The sequence below is a fragment of the Stenotrophomonas sp. S4 genome (assembly GCF_054187805.2).
Window position 1 is genome coordinate 517,703 of sequence record NZ_CM196188.1, and the last position, 22,738, is coordinate 540,440.

The following is a 22,738-nucleotide window of genomic DNA, read 5'->3' on the forward strand; positions in this document are numbered from 1 at the left end:
GCGAATCCCCATGCGTACGACCTCCCGTTTGATCGGCCTGGGCCTGGCTGCCGCGCTGCTTGCAGCCTGTGGCAAGCAGGACACCCCGGCCGAAGCGCCCGCACCCGCCAAGGACAAGGCAACCAGTGCACTGGCCAGCAATGCGCCAGTGGAAGCAGCGCCCCTGCGTGGCACGCCGGATTTCGGCGGCACCACCCAGGTCGCGCGCGAGGCCGACGGCATCGGCAGCACCCCGGAACTGGCGGTGCTGGCGGCGTTGCAGTCGGCGGTGGCGCAGGTCAACGGCGTACGCGTGGCCAGCCAGATGCAGAGCCTGCGTGCAGGCCTGCATGTGGATGTGGATGACGAACACGTCGGCGATATCCGCGCCGACGCGTTCACCCAGCAGATGATCGCCGGCTCGCAGGGCGCGGTGCTGGGCTATGAAATCCTGTCGCAGGACGAAGTGCGGCAGCTGGACGAGGAAACCATCGCGCGCGTGCGCGCCAGCGATGAAGGCTGGAGCTTCAAGGGCTCGGCATCCGCCAGCGCTTCCGGCGAAGCCACCGCCAAGGGCGCCGGCGGCTCGGCCAGCGTCAGGGAAAGCTACGACGAGAAGGTCAGTGTCGATGCCAAGCGTGGCGCCAGCTCGTTCGACTCCGACGTGACCCATCGCAGCATGCGCAGCTACTGGAAGGTGCGCGTGCGTGCACAGATTGCCCAGTACCGCGCACCGGACGAGCAGGGCAAGCCGAAGATCGTGGTCGCGCTGCCGCGCACCAAGTCCGGCAGCTATGCCGTGGGCGATGGCCGCGTGAGTGCCGATGAAGTGGCCGACGCGATCCGCGCGCGCCTGTCCGACACGCTGACCCAGACCCAGCGCTTCATCGTGCTGGACCGCGAGTTCGGCGACGAACTGCAGGCCGAGATCGACCACATCAACAGCGGTAACGTACGCCTGCAGGACACCGCACGCGTCGGCCAGCAGCTGGCGACCGACCTGATCCTGATCCCGACCATCGAACGCTTCGAGTACCCGCGCAGCGTACGCAACCTGCGCATGTCCGACCGCCAGGTGACCTCGTACTCCGGTGGCGGCCGCATCACCCTGCGCCTGATCAACGCCACCACCGGCCAGGTGGTGATGTCCGACAGCTTCGATCACCAGCTGGCCTCGACCGGCCCGAGCACCCTGCCGCGCGTGGTCAACGGCCGCAACATGGCCGCGGCGATGATGGAATCGCTGTCCGGCCAGATCGGCACCACCATCGTCACCACGCTGTTCCCGGTGTCGGTGGTGTCGGTGGACGGTGACCAGGTGGTGCTGAGCCAGGGGGGCGAAACCCTGCAGGCCGGCCAGCGCTGGCAGGCCGTGCGCCTGGGCGAGGAACTGAAGGACCCGCAGACCGGCCGCTCGCTGGGCCGCAGTGAACACCCGTGCTGCACCATCCGTATCGACCGCGTCGCTGCACAGACCTCGTACGGCACCATCGAAGACGGTGTCGACGCGATGCGCGGCGGCTTCCGTCCGGGCCAGATCGAACTGCGCCAGAAGCTGGGCAGCAAGCCGGCTGCCGCCGCTGCTGGCGCAACGGCCTCGGCAGCACCGGCCGCCGCCGCGCGCCCGGCGGCCAAGCCGAAGCCCAAGGCTGCGGCCGCCCCGGCCGAAGACCCGAACTGGTAACAGGCTCAAGCAACACACAGATGGGGTCAGAGCACTTTCCCGCCGGGAAAGGGGTCTGACCCCTTCCTGTTTCCGTTCGTGTCGACCAAGGTCGACACCCACCAACAGCAGCGGGAAACTGTCGAAGGCGGGGTGGGTCCGGTTGCGGGGGTGTCCGCGGCATGGATGCCGCGGCCAAGCCCCCAAGGAAGGGTTTACGGCGTCCCCCGCAACCGGACCCACCCCGCCTACCTTCAGGAAGCCAGCTCCCGCTGTTGCTTCGGCTGTTGCTGTTGCCCTGGCTTCTGCAGGTGCAGGGCGCAGCCCTGCCGAACCCCTTACACTCCAGAAGGATTTCCCTGCTGGAGAGAGCAATGAAACGAGTGGTACTGGGCGTGCTGGCCCTGTCGGTGTCGAGCGCACTGATGGCGGCCACCCCGAAATTCGATGGCGCGCGGATCTCCGCCGACGTCAAGGAACTGGCCTCCGACGCCTACGAAGGCCGCTCGCCGGCCACTGCCGGCGAAGAGAAGACCATCGCCTACCTCAGCAAGCAGTTTGCCGACGCCGGCCTGCAGCCGGGCGGCGATCTCAAGGACGGCAAGCGCCTGTGGACCCAGGCCGTGCCGCTGCGCAAGGGCGACATCGTCGGCGCACCGCGGCTGGCACTGCACCAGGGTGGCAAGACCGTGCCGCTGGAGCAGGGCAAGCAGATCGCCGTGCGCGCCGCCATGAACGGCGCCAGCAACGTCGACATCAGCAAGGCCCCGCTGGTGTTCCTCGGCTACGGCGTGAAAGCCCCGGAGCGCAACTGGGACGACTTCAAGGGCGTGGACCTGAAGGGCAAGATCGCTGTCGTGCTGATCAACGACCCGGACTTCGAAACCGGACAGGGTGATTTCGACGGCAAGGGCATGACCTACTACGGCCGTTGGACCTACAAGTACGAGGAAGGCGCCCGCCAGGGTGCGCTGGGCGTGCTGATCGTGCACGAGACCGCGCCGGCGTCGTATGGCTGGGCCACCGTGGCCGGCTCCAACACCAACACCATGTTCGACGTGGTACGCGACAACCCGGCCGAGAGCCATCCGCTGCTGGAAGGCTGGATCCAGCGTGACCTGGCGGTGGAACTGTTCCGCTCCGCCGGGCAGGACTTCGAGGCGCTGAAGAAGAAGGCGCAGCAGCGCGACTTCACCCCGGTGCCGCTGACCGGCGCCAGCCTGGACGCGAAGTACGCGGTGAAGACCGAAGTGATCACCTCGCACAACGTGGCCGCGCGCCTGGAAGGCAGCCGCCACCCGGACGAGACGATCATCTACAGCGCGCACTGGGACCACATCGGCGTGGGCGAGCCGGACGCGCGCGGTGACCGCATCTTCAACGGCGCACTGGACAATGCCAGCGGTACTGCCTCGCTGATCGAACTGGCCCGTGGCTTTGCCAAGGAAAAGCGCCCGCAGCGCTCGCTGCTGTTCCTGGCGGTCACCGCCGAGGAGAAGGGCCTGCTGGGTTCGGAGTACTACGCCACCCATCCGCTGTACCCGCTGGAAAAGACCGTGGCGGTGATCAACATGGATGGCATGGCGCCGTTCGGCCCATCGCGTGACTTCGGCATCTACGGTGCCGCGCGCTTCGAGCTGCTGGACCAGCTGAAGGACGTGGCCAAGGGTTGGGATATCCGCTACACGCCGGACCCGAAGCCGGAAGCGGGCCTGTTCTTCCGCTCCGATCACTTCCCGTTCGCCAAGCGCGGCGTGCCGGCGCTGTCCTGGTCGGCCGGCCAGGACTGGGTGGACGGTGGCGTGGCCGCAGGCAAGAAGGCCTCCGAGGACTACACCGCCAAGCGCTACCACCAGCAGGGCGACGAGTGGCAGCCGGACTGGGTGTTCGCCGGTGCCGCCCGCGACCTGGAAGTGCTGTACACGCTGGGCAACCAGCTGGCCAACTCGCGCAGCTGGCCGAACTGGAGCAAGGACGAGTCGTTCCGCGCCGTGCGTGACGCCAGCGCCGACCAGCGCAAATAACGGCGTTCGGTAGTGCCGGCCGCTGGCCGGCATTGCCCCCCGGAAACGCCGGGCCATGCCCGGCCTTTCCGTAACGGCTTCCATCCCCACTTTCCCGGCCTTCGTCGCAGCCCGCTTGCTTGCCCGGCGGGCCGCCCTATGCTCGGCTCACCCCCTTCCTCCAAGGCGCCGCCGTGTTCGCCAGCCTCTCTCTCCTGATCCGCCACCTGCTGGCCTGGGCTGCCGCGCTGGTTGTCGCCGGCATGGTCTGGAGCGGCATCTTCAGCGGCATGAACGATGGCCCCGGCTGGGTCTTCGGCCTGCTGGCGATGTTCCTGATGATCTCCGCGCTGGGTAGCGCGATCACCCATGTACGCCGGGTCTGGCTGGTCGCCGGACGGCTGGATTCGACCACCTTGTCCGGGCGCCAGCGCCGCCAGGTGGAACTGCCGATGGATGCCGGCCAGGCCTACGCCGTGGTGGAAGCGGCAATCGCCGAACTGCCACGCGTCGAGGATGTGGAAAGCTCGGCCGGCAGCCTGCAGGTGCGCGCCTATGTTCGCCGGGTCGACCTCTGGAACGGCCGCCAGCCGTCGCGCTGGAACCTGCCGGCGCGGCTGGCGATCAAGCGCAACAGCGTGCTGGCCACGGTCACGCCGGGGCAGGGCACCAGCACCGTCACCCTGCTGTTCGAACCCGATGCCGGCTGGTGGGCCGACCTGCTGGCGCTGGACGAGGGCAGCAACTTCGAGAACGCTGAAGCGGTCACCCGTGCCATCAGCCGCCGTGTCGCCGACCAGCGCCGCGACGAACAGGCCGCCGCCGAACAGACACAGGTGGAAAAGGAGCTGTCGGTGGCGCGCTTGAACCTGCTGCACGCGCAGGTGGAGCCGCACTTCCTCTACAACACGCTGGCCAATGCGCAGGTGCTGACCCGCACCGACCCGGCGCGTGCCGAGCAGATGCTCGGCCACCTCATCCAGTACCTGCGCAGCTCGTTGCCGCAGGTGGACGAATCGGTATCCACGCTGGGCGTGGAGCTGGACCGCACCCGCGCCTACCTGGAGATCCTGCGCATCCGCATGGGCGCACGCCTGGCGGTGGAAGTGCAGGTGCCGAACGAACTGCACGGCGTGCACCTGCCGGCGATGGCACTGCAGACGCTGGTGGAAAACGCGATCAAGCACGGCCTGGAACCCAAGCCCGGCGGTGGCACGATCTGGATCCTGGCGCGCGGCTTCGATGACCACGTGACCGTGACCGTGGCCGACGATGGGCTCGGCTTCGGCCAGGGCACCAGCGGAACCGGCATCGGCCTGAAGAACCTGCGCGAACGCCTGCGCCTGACCTGCGGCGAGCAGGCCGGCGTGGCAATCGTTGCCAACTTTCCCAGCGGCGTGGCCGCGACCATGACCCTGCCGCAGTCGCACAAGGAGCGCAGCCATGCCGCTTGAAGCCCTGATCGCCGAAGACGAAGAACTGCTGCGGCAGTCACTGGTGGAGCAGCTGGGCCGGCTGTGGCCGGACCTCAAACTGGTGGCCGAGTGCGAGGACGGTGCCAGCGCGCTGGAGCAGCTGGCCGAGAAACAGCCGGACATCGCCTTCCTCGACATCCGCATGCCCGGCATCAGCGGCATCGAGGTCGCGCGCTCGCTGTCCGAACTGAGCCCGCGCACCCAGGTAGTGTTCGTCACCGCCTACGACCAGTACGCCATCGATGCGTTCGAGCAGGGCGCGATGGATTACCTGTTGAAGCCGGTCAGCGACGAGCGCCTGCTGGCCACCCGCGAGCGCATCCTGTCGCGGCTGCCATCGACGCGACAGGACGATGCCGTGCTGGAGCGCCTGCTGCAGCGGCTGGGCCCATCGCAGGGTGCAGTGGAGCGCCCACCGCTGGCCTGGATCACCGCCAGCAATGGCCGCGAGACGCAGCTGATCATGCTGGAAGACGTGGCCTACTTCCGCGCCGACAACAAGTACACCACCGTGGTCACCGCCGCCGGCGAAAGCCTGCTGCGCACACCGCTGCGTGAGCTGCTGGAAGTGCTCGATCCGCAGCACTTCCGCCAGATCCATCGCTCCACCATCGTCAACATGAAGGCGGTGGCGGCGGTGAGCCGCGACGATACCGGGCGCGGCGTGCTGCGCCTGCGCGGGCGCACGGAAACACTGGTGGTCAGCCAGCCGTTCATGAGCCTGTTCCGCGGCATGTAGCCGCAGCAGCATCGCCCTTGCACCGAGGAACGAACATGCCCCGATTGTTGATTGCGTGCGTCGTCGTGCTGGCGCTGGCCGGCTGCGAAAAATCCCGCAACACCTCGATCACCCGCACCCAGGCCAACGGCGTGGATACGCTGTACAGCAAGGGCACCGTCGTCGATGGCGAGGCACGCTTCCAGTGCATTGCCAGCAGCAGTGGCGCCTGCCACTACCTGGTGCTTGATCCGGCCTGCAGCCCCGACGCCGCGTGTGCCACGCCGCCGCTGCGCCGGTTCGCAGTGGCGGTGGGAAAGACCGAGGCCATGCGTGGCCTGCCCAACGGCTTCCGCCAGTGCGTCAGCCAGGACCCGATAGAACAATGCCACCGTGAGTGATCACGGTGGCATTGTGGGTCCCCCGCTTCCCTGAAGGGTCAGTAGGCAGGTTGCAGCGTCAGGTCATGGTGGTGTTCGGTCTCGCCCACATGGTTGAGGCGGCCGACCAGTTCGGAGTGCTGCTTCATCCGCCCGATCTCGGTCATGATGCGGATGTCCTCGTGGCGCAGTTCGCGCTTGGCGGTAACCGCCTGCTTGTAGTCCAGCACTTCCGGGTAGTGCTCGGCCAGGTCCAGCGCCTCGGCCACGTGCTCGACGCTGTCAGCCTTGGAGCTGATGCGGGCGCGGCTGTTGAAGGCCTTCATCCAGCGCTCGAAACCGGCGGTGCGGTCGAACATGTTGGCCATGAACCAGATCACGAACAGGATCGAGATCCACGAACCGAACACCACGACCACGCGGGTGAAGGTGATGTGGTAGTCGTCGCGCCACAGGTAGTTGGTGATCAGGCCGAGGATCAGCAGCGAGGCCGCCTGCCAGCCGACGATCGAGGCGATCAGCCATTGGCACTTGGCCTGGGCCAGCACAGCCACTTCATCGCGGATCTGCTGCTCGCTGAGGCTGCGCCAGTGCGCGACCTGTTTTTCGAACGGGCTGCTGTAGAGCTCGTTGTCGCGAAGCAGTAGTCCCAAACCCTTGAACAAAGCAATCATGGCTGGCTCCTTGTGGAACGTGCGTCGATCAGCGTTGGACGGTGTGGCGGGTTCAGTTCTAGCACTTCCAGCGAGCCGTGCAATGGGCGCAATGCCAAGCGGCGTAAGGGTTTTGTCTGAATGGGTGAATCTTGGTGCGGCGCAGCATCGTGGTCGCAGCCTGCGACAGGATGTCGCAGGGTGAAACGTGCTGCGGCCGCACATGGAACCGTGGCTGAGCGCGGAGACTCGCCGCCGCCGTCGTGATCGCCCAGAATCGGGGGCGACCGCGCAACCTGCGGCCGTTCTTCCGCCTTTCCTGGACCTGCGATGCCGGCTCTGCTGCAGCGACTCTCCCGCCCCGTCACCGCGCCGATCCGGCGCTGGGTACTGGAGGCCTTCCCGCGTGGCCAGAGCGGCATCGACTACGACCATCCGCAGGGCGATCCGGGCTGGTTCGGCCCGGACAGCGTCACCTGGCGGCTGCATGCCGAATTCCCCTCGATGCTCGCCGGTGGCCTCTGCGCGCTGATGCTGCAGACCCTGCACCCGCGCGCGCTGGCCGGGGTCTATGACCACTCCAATTTCCGCCAGGACCTGGTGGGTCGCCTGCGCCGCACCACGGCCTTCGTGGCCGGCACCAGCTATGCGCCCAGCGGCGAGGTGGAGGCGCTGGTGGCCAAGGTGCGCCGCATCCATGCGCAGATCCTCGGGCAGACCGCGCAGGGCGAACCCTACGCCGCCGATGATCCGCAGCTGCTGACCTGGGTGCATGTGACCGAGGCGTTCGGGTTCCTGCAGGGCTTCCGCCGCTACGGACGCGAGGTGCCGGCGCACATCGCCGATCGCTACTACGACGAATACCGCTGCGTGGCCGAGGCGCTGGGCGCGGTGGACGTGCCGCGCAGCGAAGCGGAAGTGGCGGCGTACTTCTGTGCGCGGCAGCCGGAGCTGCGCGTCGACGAACGCTCGCGCGAGGTGCTGGAGGTGCTGTCCGGGGTGCGCCTGCCGGTACCGGTGCCGGGGCTGTCGCGCGAAGTGTTCCTGGGTGCGGGCGCGGCACTGCTGCCGGACTGGGCCGAAGGCATGCTTGAACGCAGTGCGCGCCAGCGCGCGCAGGCGGCGGCGTCGGCGAAGCTGATGCAGGGCATGGCGCCGCTGTTCCGCCGGGCGCTACCCGATGGCCTGGCCAGCCGCGCCTGCGCGCGCATGGGCGTGCCGGTGGCGGTGTTGCGCGAGTGGCCCGCGGTTGCCTGGTAGGTGCCAACCTTGGTTGGCACGCACTTCGCGATGCCACAGAAGCGCCAACCAGGGTTGGCATCTACCAGAGCGGATTCCGCAGTAGATCCACGCCATGCGTGGATGGGCGTTACCCGGCGACCTTCAACCCACGCAACAACATCTCCAGCGCTGCCGTCGCCCGCCGCAGGCGCGCACCACCGTCTTCGCCCTCGGCGATCCAGAACGCGGCTTCGGCCAGGCTGCCGTAGATCAGCGACGCCAGTGCCTGCGCATCCACCGCTGCCACCACGCCCTGCGCGATCAACTGTTCGATCAACTGCTGCATCGAGTGCACGCAGTGGCGCTGCGATTCCGGTGAGGCGCCACCGAGCACCGCGCGCGCGTCGCGCAGCACGATGCGCTGGATCTCCGGTTCCAGCGCCAATTCCAGGTAGGTGCGGCAGCGTTGCACGAAGCCGTCCCAGGCATCGTCTGCGCCGTCGCTGATCGCCTGCAGGCGCAGGTCGATCTCGGCGTCGAGCTGCGCGACCACGGCCGCCAGCAGGCCCTTCTTGTCGCCGAAGTGGTGGTAAAGCGCACCCCGGGTCAGACCGGCCTGGGCGGTCAGGTCATCCATCGAGGTCGCGGCATAGCCATGCTCACTGAACACCCGGCGGGCGGTGGTTAGCAGGCTGGCGCGGGTTTCTTCCATCTCGGCGCGGGTGCGGCGGACCATCCGGAGCTCCTTACATACGCGGTGCATGATTATTTACATACGGTGCGTATGAATGTAGCCTCTTATTCATACGCTCTGTATGTATTGTCGTGGCGCCGCGTGCGCCAGGCAAGCCGCTGCCCTGGAGAATTCGATGGCTACCCCCTACCGCGACCTGTTCGCCGCCCCCGGCACCGCTGGCCTTGCCCTCGCGGGCCTGTTGGCACGCCTGCCGCTGCCGATGACCGGCATCGGCATCATCACCCTGCTGTCGCAGTTGCGCGGCAGCTACGCGTTGGCCGGTGCGGTGTCGGCCACCTTCGTGCTGACCTACGCACTGCTGTCGCCGCAGGTATCGCGCTGGGTCGACCGGCGTGGGCAGCGCAGGGTGCTGCCGTGGGCCACGGCGGCCAGTGCGGCCGGCCTGCTGTTGCTGCTCGCGTGCACGCTGCTGGCCGCGCCGGACTGGATGCTGTTCGTCGCAGCGATGTTGGCCGGCTGCATGCCCAGCGTGTCGGCGATGGTGCGCGCGCGCTGGACCGCGATCCACCGCGGTCGCCCGCAACTGCAGACCGCGTACTCGCTGGAGACCGTGTTCGACGAGGTCACCTTCATTGCCGGCCCGCCGTTGTCGGTCGGGTTGTCGGTGGCGGTATGGCCGCAGGCCGGCGTGCTGGCGGCCGCCCTGCTGCTGGTGGTAGGCGTGGCTGCGCTGGTGCTGCAGCGTGGCACCGAACCGCCGCTGCAGAACGGCGAAGGTTCAACGCCCTCGCGCTCACTGCTGCGGCAAGCGGAGATCCGGCTGCTCGCGTTGCTGATGCTGGCAATGGGCGTGATCGTCGGCACTGTCGACATCACCAGCGTGGCCTTCGCCGAACAGCGGGGGCAGCCGCTTGCCGCCAGCGTCGTGCTGTCGGCCTATGCGCTGGGCAGCTGTGCGGCGGGCCTGCTGTTCGGTGCGCTGAAGCTGCAGGTGCCGTTGCAGCGGCTGTTGCTGCTGGGCGCTGCAGCCACCGCGCTGACCACGCTGCCGCTGCTGTGGGTCGGCAGCCTGCCGGCGCTGGCCGTGGCGGTGCTGCTGGCCGGGGCGTTCTTCGCGCCGACGATGATCGTGGCGATGTCGCTGGTCGAACAGCGCGTGCCCGAAACGCGTCTTACCGAAGGCATGACCTGGTTGTTGGCCGGACTGAACATCGGTGTGGCGCTGGGGGCTGCGCTGTCCGGACAGAGCATCGACGCCGGTGGCGTGCGCAGCGGCTTTGTCGTTGCGCTGGTGGCAGGCGGTGGCGTGCTGCTGTTCGCCGTGCTCGCGCAACGTGCACTGCACCCGTCTGCTGCATCCACATCCCCTGAAGGAATCATCCCGTGAGCGCTTCATCGCCTGCGCATGCCGCGCCTGTGCCCCGCCATTCTTGGTGGGCGGTGTCCGCTGTCGGCCTCGCCACGTTCTCGGTGGTCACCACCGAAATGCTGCCGGTGGGCCTGCTGACCCCTATCGCCGACGATCTCGGCGCCTCCAACGGCACCGCCGGGCTGATGATCTCGCTGCCGGCCCTGCTGGCGGCGCTGTTCGCACCGCTGGTGGTGATCGCGGCCGGTGGCATCGATCGCCGTCGCATCCTGTGCACGCTGCTGGGCCTGCTGCTGGTCGCCAATATCGCTTCGGCGCTGGCACCGGGCATCGGCTGGTTGCTGGCCGCGCGCGTACTGGTGGGGTTCTGCATGGGCGGCATCTGGGCCATCGCCGGTGGGCTGGCAGCGCGGCTGGCACCTGCGCACCGTATCGGCCTGGCCACCTCGATCATCTTCGGTGGCGTGGCGGCGGCATCCGTGCTGGGCGTGCCCATGGGCGCGCTGATCGGCGATGCACTGGGCTGGCGCTGCGCGTTTGCGGCGATGGCGCTGTTCAGCGCGGCCGTGATGCTGCTGCATCTGCGCGTTGTTCCGGCGTTGCCGGTCACCTCGTCGGTGCGGCCAGGCCAGTTCGTGCAGCAGCTCGGACATCGCAGCCTGCAGCGGGGCCTGTGGCTGACCCTGCTGCTGGTGGCCGGGCACTTCATCGCCTTCACCTATGTGCGGCCGTTGCTGACATCCGCCTCCAGCGTGGATGCGTCGTGGATCGGTGCATTGCTGTTCGCCTATGGCCTGGCCGGCATCGCTGGCAACTTCATTGCCGGGCCGATGGCCGCGCGGCATCCACGTGGCACGTTGCTGGCGATCGCATCGGGCCTGCTGCTGACGCCGCTGTTGTTCCTGTGGCTGGGTGGCACGCCGGCCGGTGGCATTGCGGTGCTGTTGCTGTGGGGCCTGGCCTACGGCGGCGTATCGGTGGGCCTGATGAGCTGGATGATGAAGGCGGCGCCGCAGGCCGTGGAGATCGCCACGGCGTTGTATGTCGCGGTGTTCAACATCGGCATCGCACTGGGTGCATGGGGCGGTGGCCGGCTGCTCGATGGCGTGGGCCAGCATGCGAATCTGTGGGCAGCGGCCGGGCTTGCCATGGTCGCCACGCTGGTGATTGCCACAACGCGTCGGTAGATCCACGCAGTGCCAACCAAGGTTGGCCGCTACCCGGAAATGAAACGGGCGCCTTGCGGCGCCCGTTCCGGTTACATCACCACACCTTGACCCGCTTGTCCGGGGCCAGGTACAGCTTCTGGCCTTCCTTCACTTCGAACGCCGGGTACCAGGCGTCGATGTTGCGCACGGTCAATGCGCGGAACTGGCCGGGTGCATGCACATCGGTCAGCAGCGAATTGCGCAGCGCCTGCTCGCGGCTCTTGCTGCGCCACGCCTGGGCGAAGCCGAGGAAGAAGCGCTGATCCGGGGTGAAGCCTTCCAGGGTCTGGCCCGGCTTGCCCTGCAGCGACAGCTGGTAAGCGTCGTAGGCGGTACCCAGGCCGGCCACGTCGGCGATGTTCTCGCCCAGGGTCAGCTTGCCGTTCACGTGCACGCCGGGGAACGGCTCGTAGCTGCTGAACTGCGCGGCCAGCGCATCACCGGCAGCATTGAACTGCTTCAGGTCCTCGGCAGTCCACCAGTTGTGCAGCTTGCCGGTCTCGTCGAACAGGGCGCCGGCGTTGTCGAAGCCGTGGCTGATCTCGTGGCCGATCACCGCGCCGATCGCACCGTAGTTCACCGCGTCGTCGGCCGCACCGTCGAAGAACGGCGGCTGCAGGATCGCAGCCGGGAACACCAGGCGGTTTTCCAGCGGCACGTTCATCGCATTGATGGTCTGCGGCAGCATCGCCCACTCGCTGTGGTCGACCGGCTTGCCCAGCTTGGCGATGTTGCGCTGATACTCGAACAGCTCGGCGCGCTGTGCATTGCCCAGCGGATCATCACGGCGGATCTCAAGGCCGGTGTAGTCGCGCCACTTTTCCGGATAGCCCATGCCCACGGTCAGGCCGTTGACCTTGGCCTTGGCATGCGCCTTGGTCTGCGGCGACATCCACGACAGTGCATCGATGCGCTTGGCGAAGGCGGCGATGATGTTCTTCGCCATCTCGTCCGCACGCTCCTTGGTCTTCGCATCGAAGTGCTTCTCGACGTAGCGCTTGCCGATCGCTTCGCCGACCGCATGGTTGGCATCGTCCACCGCGCGCTTCCAGCGGTCGCTCTGCTGCGGCGTGCCGCTCAGCGCGGTGCCGTGGAAGGCGAAGCGGGCATCGGCGAACTTCTTCGGCAGGTAGGCGGCGGCACGATCCAGCGCGTGGAAGGCCAGGTAGTCCTTCCAGGCGTCCAGCGGCTCGGTGGCGACCAGCCTGGACAGGCCGGCCACGGCCTTGGGCTGCCACACGATGAAGTCCTGCTGGTTACCCAGCGCGGCTGCGTCGAGGAAAGCGTTCCAGTCCATGCCCGGTGCCTTCGCAGCGAAGTCGGCCTGGGTCCACGGATTGGCACCCTTGGTCACGTCGTTGGTTTCTTCCTGGGTGGCGTGCGCCTGCGCGATCTTCGTTTCCAGCGCGAGGATGCGTTGCGCCTTGCCCGCCGGATCGGCGACGCCGGCCAGCTGCAGCATCTGCGCGATGTAGGCCTGGTACTGCTTGCGCAGTTCGGCCATGCGGCCATCGCCCAGGTAGAAATCACGATCGGGCATGCCCAGGCCGCCCTGCACCAGGTACGGCGCGGTGCGGTCCGGCTGCAGCATGTCCACCGACACCCACAGGCCGAACAGGCGGTCGGTGTAGAAGTTGGTGGCGTTGAGCAGGTCGACGTCGGCGCGCAGGTCGCCACCCAGGGCACGGGCCAGCCCGGCCTTGTCGGCGATCGCATCGATGGCCTTCAGCTGCGGCTGCACCGGCGCAAGACCGTGCTGCTCGATGCCGGCTTCGTCCATGTAGGCGGCGTAGTAATCGCCGATCAGCTTGTCGTCACCGCTGGCCTGGGTGTTGCCGGCGGCGCCTTCGAGGATCGCGCGGGTATCGGCCAGGGTCTTCTCGGCGATGACGTTGAAGCTGCCGAAGCGCGAACGATCGGCCGGAATCTCGGTGTTCTTCACCCAGGTGCCGTTGGCGAAGCCGAAGAAATCATCGCCGGCGGCGATGCTGCGGTCCATGCCGCTGGCATCGAAGCCGAAACTGCCCAGCATCGGCTTGGCCGCAGCGGGGGCGGCATCGGCCGGCGCGGTGGCACCGGCGGCCGGGTCGGCCGGGCGGTCACAGGCGGCCAGGGACAGGCTGGCAACGATGGCCAGCGCCAGGGTGGGACGGCGCAGCTTGGACATGGACTTCTCTTGCAGCGGAAAACCCCAAGTCTAATCCGCTCCAGCGCCACTGGCCGCCCCCCTGGGCGGCCCGCCCTGTGCAGGATCTGGCTGAACGCGCAGACGCGATCTTCACGCCGTCACCGGGGTGGTGCATGCTGGACCCTGGAGCCCTGCGCGGACACGGGGAGGTGGCCATGCAGGACGGGGTCAGGCGTCAAGAATGGCGTCCGCCGGCCGTTGAGGTCGGGGACGTGGAGGATTCGTTCGCGCATGAAGCCAGCCGACTGCACAAGGAAGATCAACCGATGCCCGCGCTGAAACGGGCGTTGGCCCGGCCGCTGCGCGCCATCACCTGGGGCGGCGTGCTGCTGGGCGTGCTGCTGGTGGCCGGCCTGACCACCATGCTGGTCAATGACCACCACCGCCGCCTGGAAGCGGCGCAGCGGCAGAGCCGTGCGCTGGCGGTGGGCAGCGAGCGCCTGCTGGCGCTGGAGCTGCGCAACCTGGAACGGGCCATGTCCGGCATCGCCGCCGACGCCGCCGAACTGTTCCGCAGCGTGCCGGCACAGGCGCCGGCCTTGCTGGATGCCTCCATCGGCGGCGTGCTGCGCCGGCATGCCGAGCTGCACAGCATCGTCGTGCTCGACAGCTATGGCCGACCGCTGACGGCCGGCAAGGGCGACCTGCAGCTGCCGCTGTGGACCGACCCGCAGCGCCGCGGCCAGGGCAGCGCGCTGTATATCGGCCCGCCGCAGCGGGCCAGTGATGGCGGCTGGGTGGTCCCGCTGGCGTTGCCGATGGCCGGCGACCGCTGGCTGCTGGCGCGGCTGCGCTGTGGCGAACTGCAGCGCATCGTCGGTGGCCTCGATGTCGGCCCCAACGGACTGGTCTCGATCAGCGATGCCGAGGGCTACATGCTGGCCCGCGTGCCCGATCCGCACGGCACGGTGGGTCGCCGCTATGATCTGCCGCGCCGTGACCTGCTCGGCAAGCAGGCGGTGGTCGAGCTGGGCAGCCTGCCCGGCGCCGTCGACGGCGTGCCGCGCATCATCACCATCAGCACGCTGGAACGCAGCCCGCTGGCGGTGCAGGTCGGCTTGGCCGACGAAGACGTACTGGCGCCGTGGTGGCCGTACCTGCAGGCGTCAGTGGCGATCGTACTGGCCTACATCGCGGTGTTGCTGGTGCTGCTGTACGCGGTGCGCCGCAGCACCCGCAGCCAGCAGGCGATGGCCGAGGAGCTGAAGGCAGGCCACGCCGAGCTGCGCCTTGCACACCAGGTCGGGCGCGTCTGTACCTGGTACGTTGACGAGGACGCCGCACTGCTGCGCTGGTCACCGCTGGCGCGCGAGATCTTCGGGGTGCAGACCGATGCCCTGCCGGTTGCCGATTTCTTTGCACGCGTGCATCGCGATGATGCCGCGCGCCTGCAGCAGGCCTTTGACCAGGCCTTCGCCGGCAGCGCCGTGCTCGACCAGGTGTTCCGCCTGGTACTGCCCGGGGGCGAGGTGCGCTGGGTGGGCGCGCGTGGGCAGCGGGTGGAAGTGGCCGACAGCGAGCGGCGCATGATCGGTGCGCTGACCGACCTGAGTGAGCGCTACCAGGCCCGCGAACAGGTGAGCGAGGTGGAACGCCGCTTCCGCCTGCTGTTCGACCGCAACCCGGCGCCGTTCTGGGTGTTCGACCCGGACACGCTGCGCTTCATCGAGGTCAACGATGCGGCGGTGCGCCAGTACGGCTACAGCCGCGACGAGTTCCTGGCGATGAGCATCCTCGACATCCGCCCGCGCGAAGGCTGGGATGAGGTGAAGGGGGCGATCGCCAAGGCCCGCGTCGGCGAGCTGCAGGACGCCACCGTGCGCCTGCACCGGCGCAAGGACGGCAGCGTGTTCGAAGTGCGCGCCCACCTGTCCAGGCTCGATTTCGACGGACAGCCCGCGTGCCTGGTGCTGGCCGAGGATGTCAGCGAACGGTTGGCCTACGAGCGTGACCTGGCCTACCAGGCACGGCACAACCCGGCCACCGGCCTGCTCAACGTGCGCGCCTTGACCGAGCAGCTGGACGAGCAGCAGGAGGGCTACACCATCGCTTTCGTGCAGCTGCGCGGCCTGCAGCTGGTGGCCGATACGCTGGGCCGCGAGATCGGCGATGCGGTGCTGCAGTCGATGGCGACCCGGCTCGGTGGCCTGGGCGCGCGCTGTGGCACGTTGGCATTCCAGCCGGCGGAGGACTTCGTGTTCGCCATCGGTGCCGAGCACGATACCCAGCGCGTGCTGGACGACCTGCTGCAGATCGTGTCGGCGCCGATGCGCGGCAAGGATTCGCTGCACCAGTTCGAACCACGCATCGGTGTGGCCGTGCACATCGCCGGTGACGGCCACAGCGCCGAGCAGGTGATCGGCATGGCCGCGCAGGCCGCGCACGCGGCACGCGCCGAAGGCAACGTGGTGGTCTGGTTCGATGCGGCGGTGACCACGCGGCTGGCCGACCGGCTGCGCCTGGCCGGGCGCATCCACGCCGCCATCGACAACGAGTTCCAGCTGTATTTCCAGCCGATCCGGCATGCCAGCGATGGCAGCCCGGCGGCCTTGGAAGCGTTGCTGCGCTGGCCACAGGCCGACGGCAGCTTCATTCCGCCCAACGAGTTCATCCAACTATGCGAGGACACCGGGCTGATCCTGGCGCTGGGCCGCTGGGTGATCCGCGCGGCGGCGAAGGCGCAGCGCCGGTTGGTCGAGGCCGGTTGGGGTGAGCTGCCGATCGCGGTCAATGTATCGGCGGTGCAGTTCTTCAACAGCGACCTGGTGGCCGAGTTCACCCGCGCCCAGCAGGACTTCGGCCTGGCCCGCGGTGCGCTGCACGTGGAGCTGACCGAGAGCAGCCTGATGCGCAAGCCGGCGCAGGCGATGCAGACCATGCAGCGCCTGCACGAGCAGGGCATCAGTGTGTCGCTGGATGATTTCGGCACCGGCTATTCCAGCATGTCCTACCTGCAGCACCTGCCGCTGGACATCCTGAAGATCGACCGCAGCTTCGTCGCTGACGTGGAAACCAATCCACGCAATGCCTCGATCTGCCGTGCGCTGCTGTCACTGGGCCACAGCATGGGCCTGACCATCATCGCCGAGGGCGTGGAAACGCCGGGGCAGCTGGACTGGCTGGCTGCGCACGGCTGCGACCAGGTGCAGGGCTACCTGTTGGGGCGACCGGCGCCGCTGGAACGGATCATCGACGCGCTGGATGAAGTGGCCGCCTAAGTGGTAGTGCCGGCCGCTGGCCGGCATTCGCCCAGGACCGGGATGTGTCGGATTGCCGGCCAGCGGCCGGCACTACCGGCAGGCGCCAGACTCGGCTATACCCCGGCTTCCACCAGATGGTCGATGAAACTGCGCACCTTCGGTGCCAGGTGGTTGCGGCTGGTATAGACCGCGAAGATGCCGATCGGCGAGGCCTCCCACTCGGGCAGGACACGCACCAGGCGGCCATCGGCCAGCGCGTCTTCCAGCAGGAAGTCGGGCTGCAGGATCACGCCCATGCCGGCGATCGCCGCTTCGCGCAGCACGTCGCCGTTGTTGGCATGCAGCAGGCTGCTCACCGAGACCTTCACTTCGCCGCCCGGCCCCTGCAGCGGCCAGTGGTCACCGGCGGCCCAGTAGCTGTAGCTCAGGCAGGCGTGTGCCTGCAGCTCCTGCGGCGTCTGTGGCGTACCGCGTGCGGCCAGGTAGGCCGGCGCGGCGCACAGGCTCACCCGCGACTCTCCCAGGCGACGCGCGATCAGGGTGGGGCCGGGCTCGCGGGTGATGCGGATGGCCACGTCGTAGCCTTCCTCGACCATGTCCACCAGGCGGTCGGACAGGGCCAGGTCCAGTTCCACCTGCGGGTAGCGTTCGCGGTAGCTGGCCAGCAGCGGGCCGAGGCGGGCGATGCCCCAGCTGACCGGTGCGTTGATGCGCAGCGTGCCGGAAGGCTCCAGCGCCTGCGCACCGATGCTGGCTTCCAGTGCATCGAACTCGGCCAGCAGGCGCACGCACTGGGCGTAGTAGGCGGCGCCGGCACTGGTCGGGCTGACCCGGCGCGTGGTGCGGTGGAGCAGGCGGGTGGACAGGCGCTTTTCCAGCGCGGCGACCTGGCGGGTGACGCCGGCGGTGGACATGTCCAGGGCCTGGGCGGCGGCACTGAAGCCGTTGCGCTCGACCACCGCCACGAACACGCGCATCGCCTCGAGGGTGTCCATTGTTGCGCCTTTTGAAATAAATACGGTCAATCCATCGTATTTATTGGCTCGCGAAGGCGCAATAACCTGTGCCCACTCCCTTCAAGGTGTTTCCCCATGCACACCACGACCGCTCCTGTTTCGCCGCTGGCCCCGTACGGCGCCACCCTGCTGCGCCTGGCCCTGGGTGTGCTGTTCCTGGTGCATGCGCTGATCAAGCTGCTGGTATTCACCCCGGCCGGCACGGCGGCGTTCTTCGAGTCGCTGGGGCTGCCCGGCGTGCTCGGCTACCTCACCATCGGCGTGGAGCTGGTGATCACCGTCGCGCTCCTGCTGGGTATCTACGCGCGCTGGGTGGGCCTGGTCGGCGTGCCGCTGCTGCTGGGCACCATCGTCACCGTGCATGGTGCCAACGGCTTCGGTTTCGCCAATGCCGGCGGCGGCTGGGAATACCCGGCGTTCTGGGCACTGGCGCTGGTGGTGCTGTTCCTGGTCGGCGACGGCAAGTGGACCCTGCGTTCGCGCTGATCGCCGCCTGACCCTGCAACTGGAGAATTCCATGTCCCGCCTGCCTTCGCTGTACATCTCCCATGGTTCGCCGATGACCGCCCTGCAGCCGGGCCAGGTCGGCGTGCGCCTGGCCGAGCTGGCGCGCGACCTGCCGACGCCGCGCGCCATCGTGATGGCCTCGGCGCACTGGCTGGGCCGGCAGCCGCTGGTCGGCGCGCATCCGCAGCCGCCCACCATCCACGACTTCGGTGGCTTCCCGCGCGCGCTGTTCGAACTGCAGTACCCGGCGCCGGGTGATCCGGCGCTGGCCGAAGAGGTGGCCGGCCGCATCGCCGCCGCCGGCCTGCCGGTGGCACTCGACCCGCAGCGTGGCCTCGACCATGGCGCGTGGGTGCCGCTGCGGCTGCTGCGCCCGCAGGCCGACATCCCGGTGGTACCGCTGTCGATCCAGCCGCTGCTCGGCCCCGAGCACCAGTTCGCGCTGGGCCGCGCGCTGGCACCGCTGCGCGAGCAGGGCGTGCTGCTGGTCGGCTCGGGCAGCATCACCCACAACCTGCACGACTGGGGCGACTACCAGGACGGCAAGGAAGCGCCGTACGTGCGGCCCTTCATCGAGTGGGTGGAGCAGCGCCTGGCCGCCGACGACCGCCAGGCCCTGCTCGATTACCGCCGGCAGGCGCCGTTCGCCGAACGTGCGCACCCGACCGACGAGCACCTGCTGCCGCTGTTCTTCGCGATGGGCGCGGCCGGCGAGGGCGGCTTCGGTGCACGCCGCATCGACGCCGGCATCGATGCTGGCTTCCTCGCCATGGATCTGTACCGCTTCGACGGGGCATGAGCCGGGGCTGACGCGCGACGGCCCCGGCCGTCGCGGTCATGGCCGCATGTGGTAGTTTTTTCCGGGTTTCCGGCGCTGGCCCTCGAGCCTCCCCGCGCGCCGCTTCCTGGAAGAAGCATGCATACCATTGAAGTCGTCCTGGCGATGCTGGTGGCCGTTGTCGCCAGCGGCTACCTGGTTCGCGTCCTCCCGTTCTCGTTGCCGCTGCCGCTGGTGCAGATCGGCCTGGGCGCGGTGATCGCCGGCGTGTTCAACCGCGGCCATGCGCTGGAGCCGGAGGTGTTCTTCCTGCTGTTCCTGCCACCGCTGCTGTTCCTGGATGGCTGGCGCATTCCCAAGCAGGGCCTGTTCCGCGACAAGGGCGCGATCCTCGAACTGGCGTTCGGCCTGGTGGTGTTCACCGTGATCGGTGCCGGCCTGCTGATCCACTGGATGATTCCGGTGATGCCGTTGGCGGTGTGCTTCGCGCTGGCGGCCATCGTGTCGCCGACCGACCCGGTGGCGGTCGGGGCGATCGCCTCCAAGGCACCGATCCCGAAGCGGCTGATGCACATCCTGGAAGGCGAGTCGCTGCTCAACGATGCGTCCGGCCTGGTCTGCTTCCGTTTCGCGGTGGCGGCGGTGATGACCGGCTCCTTCTCGCTGGCCACGGCCTCGCTGACCTTCCTGTGGGTGGCGGTGGCTGGCCTTGCCGTGGGCGTGGCGGTCACCCTCGGCGTGTCCACGTTCCAGCGCTGGTTGTGGCGCCGCTTCGGCGAAGAGCCGGGTGCCGCGATGCTGGTCAACCTGCTGATCCCGTTCGCGGCCTATCTGCTGGCCGAAGAAATCCATGCCTCGGGCATCCTCGCCGCAGTCGCCGCCGGTATCGCGATGAGCTACGTCGAGCTGACCGGCCGTGTCTCCGGCAGCATGCGCGTGCAGCGTGCGGGGGTCTGGAACATGCTGCAGTTCAGCTTCAACGGCATCATGTTCGTGCTGCTGGGCGAGCAGCTGCCGGGCATCGTAGAACGCGCCACCACCACCATGAACGAGTCCGGCCACCAGAGTGCGTGGTGGCTGGTGGTGTACGTGGTGGTGATCAACCTGGCGTTGATTACCTTGCGCCTGTTGTGGGTATGGCTGTCGCTGCGCTGGAACCTGCTGCGCGCGCGTCGGCGTGGCCTGGAGCGGGGCGAGGCACCGAACTGGCGCATCGTGGTGGCGACTTCGGTGGCCGGCGTGCGCGGCGCGATCACCCTGGCCGGTGTGTTGACGCTGCCGCTGTTCCTGCCCGATGGCAGTGCGTTCCCGGCGCGCGACCTGGTGATCTTCCTGGCCGCGGCGGTGATCCTGTTCTCGCTGATCGGCGCCAGCGTGGCGCTGCCGCAGCTGCTGAAGGGCCTGCAGCTGCCAGCCGATTCGGGCGAGCGCAAGGAAGAGGACCTGGCACGCAAGCTGTCCTCCAAGGCTGCGCTGGCCGGGGTCGAACGCATGCGCCAGCAGCTGGTGATGAACCAGAACACCGAGAACGTGCAGCTGTACAACGATGCTGCCTCGCGGGTGAGCCTGCTGTACCAGCGGCACCTGGAGAAGGACAACGACGGGCCCGACGTGGACCCGGAGAAAGTGCGGCGCATGGAACTGGGTTACCGCCAGCTGCGCAGCGCGGGCCTGAATGCCGAGCGCGAGGAACTGTTCCGGCTGACCCGGCGCGGGGTGATTTCCGACGAGATCTCGCGGCGCCTGATCCGCAACCTGGACCTGCTGGAATCGCGCAAGCGCGAGTGACGCTGCGGTTGGGCGCCGTCGATCGGCGTCAGATCCCTTCCCGCAGGAAAGGGACCTGACCCCAGGATCCGGGAGCCGTGCTTATTCCGGCTTCGTTTCCAGGAAATACGCCTCGACCTTGCCCTTGACCTTGATGGTCATCGGGTTGCCGCGGCGGTCGCGGGCCTTGCCGGCCTGCACGCGGATCCAGCCTTCGCTGATCGAGTATTCCTCGACGTTGTCGCGCTCGACGTCGTTGAAACGCACACCGACGCCGCGCTCCAGCGCCTGCGCATCATGGAAGGGGCTGGCCGGGTTGATCGCCAGGTGGTCGGGAGGGGTATCGCTCATCGCTTCATTCACAGTGACGGCCACCAAGGCCGGCTTCAGCGGCACAGGATAAACCGTAGAATGCCGGCCTGCCCCAGAGGAAGTTCCGCCATGCCCGACAACAGCGACTATTTCGACTTCGAGGAAGACATCCACGACTTCGACGAGGAGGGCTTCGAGGCGCGGGTCTGGAACCTGCTGGTGCTGATCAACCCGGGCGACGAAGAGCTGGCCCTGCAGCAGTTCAACCGCTGGCGCGAGCACCTGTCCGAGGACGGGCAGCCGCTGGAAGCGGACAGCGACTGGCTGCCGGCGCTGTTCACGGCCATTGCCTGGCAGTCCGGTTTCGAGGTCGAGCGTGACGACCTGGAATCGCTGCAGTCGGCGGTGAACGAGCTGTCGGCACGCTTCAACCTGCAGCTGGACTGGGGCGGCGACCTGGACGACGAGGACTTCACCGAAGACCTGGACGGCGTGCAGCTGATGTCCACCGCCTTCGACCGCCTGCGCGAGCACAACTACACGCTGTGGAGCGTGGATGCCGGCAGCGACGGCTTCACCGGCGTGATGGCGCTGACCCGCGACGACGACGCGATGCTGGCGCTGTGCTCGCTGCTGAACGTGGAAATCCGGCTGGGCAGCGACCCGTTCTGAGCAGGGCAGGTGGGTGCGGAGCCCGCCTATGGGGGATGCCAACCTTGCTCGGCATGCCCTGTGCCTGATGTGCGGACCAAGGTCCGCACCCACCACAGCAAGTGGTAGCCCCACCCAGCACAGCAAGCGGTAGCCACCCACGCCTGCCTACGGCCGGTATTGCGCCCTGGCGTTGGCGATCACTGCTTTGACCAGCTCGCGGTCGGCGTGCCGGGAAATCGCCCGCGCACCGAGCGCGATCGCCTGCGCGCGCAGCTCGGCAGTGACATCGTAGTGGGCGCCGCTGGCCTTGTTCTGGAAGGCCCGCGGGGGAATGCCGAGCTGCGCCGCCATCGCGTGCAGCTCGGCCAGGGTGTCGGCCATCAGGTGCGCCCAGCGCTGTCCGCGCCAGGGATGCACCGCGTCATCGACGTAGACCGTCACCGCCGCGGCCGGTTCAGGCCTGCGGCTTGCTGTCGCTGTCAGCGGCCGGGGTGGCCTCGGCAGCGGCGTCTTCGGCCACGTCGCCCTCGGCGGCTTCGCCTTCCTCGCCCTCTGCAGCGTCGACGCCTTCGAACTCGGCGACCAGCTTGTCCAGGTACTCGTCAGCGGTCTGCTCGGATTCGGCGGCCAGGGTGTCCAGCAGCTTCTGCAGCAGTTCGGAGTATTCCAGGTTGACCTTGCGGCCTTCCTTCTCCTGCACGTTGGCCAGGTGCTTGAGCATGGCCAGCATCGGCACCGGATTCTCGGCGTTGCCCATGGTCTGGCCGCCGATGGCCAGCAGCCACTCACGGCCCTGCAGGCCGATGGCCGCAACCACCTGGCCGTCTTCGTTGGTCAGCACGGCATGGTTCTGCACCTGCTGCTGGGCGTTCAGGCGGAGGAACGGGCGCTTGGCCTGCTGCTTCTTGCGCTTGTCGCGCTTGGCCTTGGAGTTCTGGGACATGGGGTGG

Annotated in this window: 20 protein-coding genes; 13 read left to right on the forward strand and 7 right to left on the reverse strand. The window is 68.2% G+C overall.

The window, feature by feature from the left end:
* Positions 1-10: 10 nt before the first annotated feature.
* From ACUZUJ_RS02320 to ACUZUJ_RS02340, 5 genes are all read left to right on the forward strand, one after another.
* Positions 11-1,663, forward strand: a complete 1,653-nt coding sequence (locus ACUZUJ_RS02320; protein ID WP_458220969.1) for a CsgG/HfaB family protein — start codon at positions 11-13, stop codon at positions 1,661-1,663.
* Positions 1,664-2,016: 353 nt separating this feature from the next.
* Complete coding sequence (locus ACUZUJ_RS02325) at positions 2,017-3,666, forward strand: M28 family metallopeptidase (protein WP_101764854.1); 1,650 nt, start codon at positions 2,017-2,019, stop codon at positions 3,664-3,666.
* A gap of 173 nt (positions 3,667-3,839) precedes the next feature.
* Positions 3,840-5,099, forward strand: coding sequence for a sensor histidine kinase (locus ACUZUJ_RS02330; protein ID WP_101764855.1), 1,260 nt, complete (start codon positions 3,840-3,842; stop codon positions 5,097-5,099).
* Positions 5,089-5,859, forward strand: a complete 771-nt coding sequence (locus ACUZUJ_RS02335; RefSeq protein WP_101764856.1) for a LytR/AlgR family response regulator transcription factor — start codon at positions 5,089-5,091, stop codon at positions 5,857-5,859. The genes ACUZUJ_RS02330 and ACUZUJ_RS02335 overlap by 11 nt, the downstream gene beginning before the upstream one ends.
* A gap of 35 nt (positions 5,860-5,894) precedes the next feature.
* The gene (locus ACUZUJ_RS02340) at positions 5,895-6,239 is read left to right on the forward strand and encodes a hypothetical protein (protein ID WP_014035824.1); all 345 of its coding nucleotides are present in this window, start codon (positions 5,895-5,897) and stop codon (positions 6,237-6,239) included.
* Positions 6,240-6,277: 38 nt separating this feature from the next.
* On the opposite strand, the gene ACUZUJ_RS02345 is transcribed toward ACUZUJ_RS02340, so the two are convergent.
* Positions 6,278-6,892, reverse strand: coding sequence for a hypothetical protein (locus ACUZUJ_RS02345; RefSeq protein WP_014035825.1), 615 nt, complete (start codon positions 6,890-6,892; stop codon positions 6,278-6,280).
* Positions 6,893-7,201: 309 nt separating this feature from the next.
* Here ACUZUJ_RS02345 and ACUZUJ_RS02350 point away from each other — a divergent pair, with 309 nt between their 5' ends.
* The gene (locus tag ACUZUJ_RS02350; RefSeq protein WP_101764857.1) at positions 7,202-8,131 is read left to right on the forward strand and encodes an oxygenase MpaB family protein; all 930 of its coding nucleotides are present in this window, start codon (positions 7,202-7,204) and stop codon (positions 8,129-8,131) included.
* A 109-nt stretch (positions 8,132-8,240) separates the two neighbouring features.
* Here the strand turns inward: ACUZUJ_RS02350 and ACUZUJ_RS02355 are convergent, their stop codons facing one another.
* Positions 8,241-8,828, reverse strand: coding sequence for a TetR/AcrR family transcriptional regulator (locus ACUZUJ_RS02355; protein ID WP_101764858.1), 588 nt, complete (start codon positions 8,826-8,828; stop codon positions 8,241-8,243).
* 133 nt (positions 8,829-8,961) lie between these two features.
* Between ACUZUJ_RS02355 and ACUZUJ_RS02360 the strand changes: the two genes are divergently transcribed.
* Positions 8,962-10,176, forward strand: a complete 1,215-nt coding sequence (locus ACUZUJ_RS02360; protein ID WP_101764859.1) for an MFS transporter — start codon at positions 8,962-8,964, stop codon at positions 10,174-10,176.
* Positions 10,173-11,345, forward strand: coding sequence for an MFS transporter (locus tag ACUZUJ_RS02365; RefSeq protein WP_101764860.1), 1,173 nt, complete (start codon positions 10,173-10,175; stop codon positions 11,343-11,345). Before ACUZUJ_RS02360 ends, ACUZUJ_RS02365 begins: the two co-directional genes overlap by 4 nt.
* 76 nt (positions 11,346-11,421) lie before the next feature.
* On the opposite strand, the gene ACUZUJ_RS02370 is transcribed toward ACUZUJ_RS02365, so the two are convergent.
* Positions 11,422-13,533, reverse strand: coding sequence for a M13 family metallopeptidase (locus ACUZUJ_RS02370; protein ID WP_014035827.1), 2,112 nt, complete (start codon positions 13,531-13,533; stop codon positions 11,422-11,424).
* 176 nt (positions 13,534-13,709) lie between these two features.
* Between ACUZUJ_RS02370 and ACUZUJ_RS02375 the strand changes: the two genes are divergently transcribed.
* The gene (locus ACUZUJ_RS02375) at positions 13,710-16,772 is read left to right on the forward strand and encodes a bifunctional diguanylate cyclase/phosphodiesterase (protein ID WP_101764862.1); all 3,063 of its coding nucleotides are present in this window, start codon (positions 13,710-13,712) and stop codon (positions 16,770-16,772) included.
* 95 nt (positions 16,773-16,867) lie between these two features.
* Here the strand turns inward: ACUZUJ_RS02375 and ACUZUJ_RS02380 are convergent, their stop codons facing one another.
* Positions 16,868-17,749: a LysR family transcriptional regulator gene (locus tag ACUZUJ_RS02380; RefSeq protein WP_101764863.1), complete on the reverse strand. Its 882-nt coding sequence runs from the start codon at positions 17,747-17,749 to the stop codon at positions 16,868-16,870.
* Positions 17,750-17,845: 96 nt separating this feature from the next.
* On the opposite strand from ACUZUJ_RS02380, the gene ACUZUJ_RS02385 reads away from it, so the two are divergent.
* The 3 genes from ACUZUJ_RS02385 (at position 17,846) to ACUZUJ_RS02395 (ending at position 20,843) form a co-directional block, all read left to right on the forward strand.
* Positions 17,846-18,256, forward strand: a complete 411-nt coding sequence (locus ACUZUJ_RS02385; RefSeq protein ID WP_049424804.1) for a DoxX family protein — start codon at positions 17,846-17,848, stop codon at positions 18,254-18,256.
* A 31-nt stretch (positions 18,257-18,287) separates the two neighbouring features.
* Positions 18,288-19,076, forward strand: a complete 789-nt coding sequence (locus ACUZUJ_RS02390; protein ID WP_101764864.1) for a dioxygenase family protein — start codon at positions 18,288-18,290, stop codon at positions 19,074-19,076.
* Between the two features lie 117 nt (positions 19,077-19,193).
* Complete coding sequence (locus ACUZUJ_RS02395; protein WP_014035832.1) at positions 19,194-20,843, forward strand: Na+/H+ antiporter; 1,650 nt, start codon at positions 19,194-19,196, stop codon at positions 20,841-20,843.
* Between the two features lie 81 nt (positions 20,844-20,924).
* Here ACUZUJ_RS02395 and ACUZUJ_RS02400 read toward each other — a convergent pair whose 3' ends face one another.
* Positions 20,925-21,173, reverse strand: coding sequence for a DUF3297 family protein (locus ACUZUJ_RS02400; RefSeq protein WP_101766371.1), 249 nt, complete (start codon positions 21,171-21,173; stop codon positions 20,925-20,927).
* Positions 21,174-21,263: 90 nt separating this feature from the next.
* Between ACUZUJ_RS02400 and ACUZUJ_RS02405 the strand changes: the two genes are divergently transcribed.
* Positions 21,264-21,806: a DUF6630 family protein gene (locus tag ACUZUJ_RS02405; RefSeq protein WP_075675476.1), complete on the forward strand. Its 543-nt coding sequence runs from the start codon at positions 21,264-21,266 to the stop codon at positions 21,804-21,806.
* A gap of 147 nt (positions 21,807-21,953) precedes the next feature.
* Here the strand turns inward: ACUZUJ_RS02405 and ACUZUJ_RS02410 are convergent, their stop codons facing one another.
* Together ACUZUJ_RS02410 and ACUZUJ_RS02415 are read right to left on the reverse strand one after the other, a co-directional pair.
* Positions 21,954-22,229, reverse strand: coding sequence for a DUF4031 domain-containing protein (locus tag ACUZUJ_RS02410; RefSeq protein WP_004153991.1), 276 nt, complete (start codon positions 22,227-22,229; stop codon positions 21,954-21,956).
* A 13-nt stretch (positions 22,230-22,242) separates the two neighbouring features.
* Positions 22,243-22,731, reverse strand: a complete 489-nt coding sequence (locus ACUZUJ_RS02415) for a hypothetical protein (protein WP_014035836.1) — start codon at positions 22,729-22,731, stop codon at positions 22,243-22,245.
* Positions 22,732-22,738 lie beyond the last annotated feature (7 nt).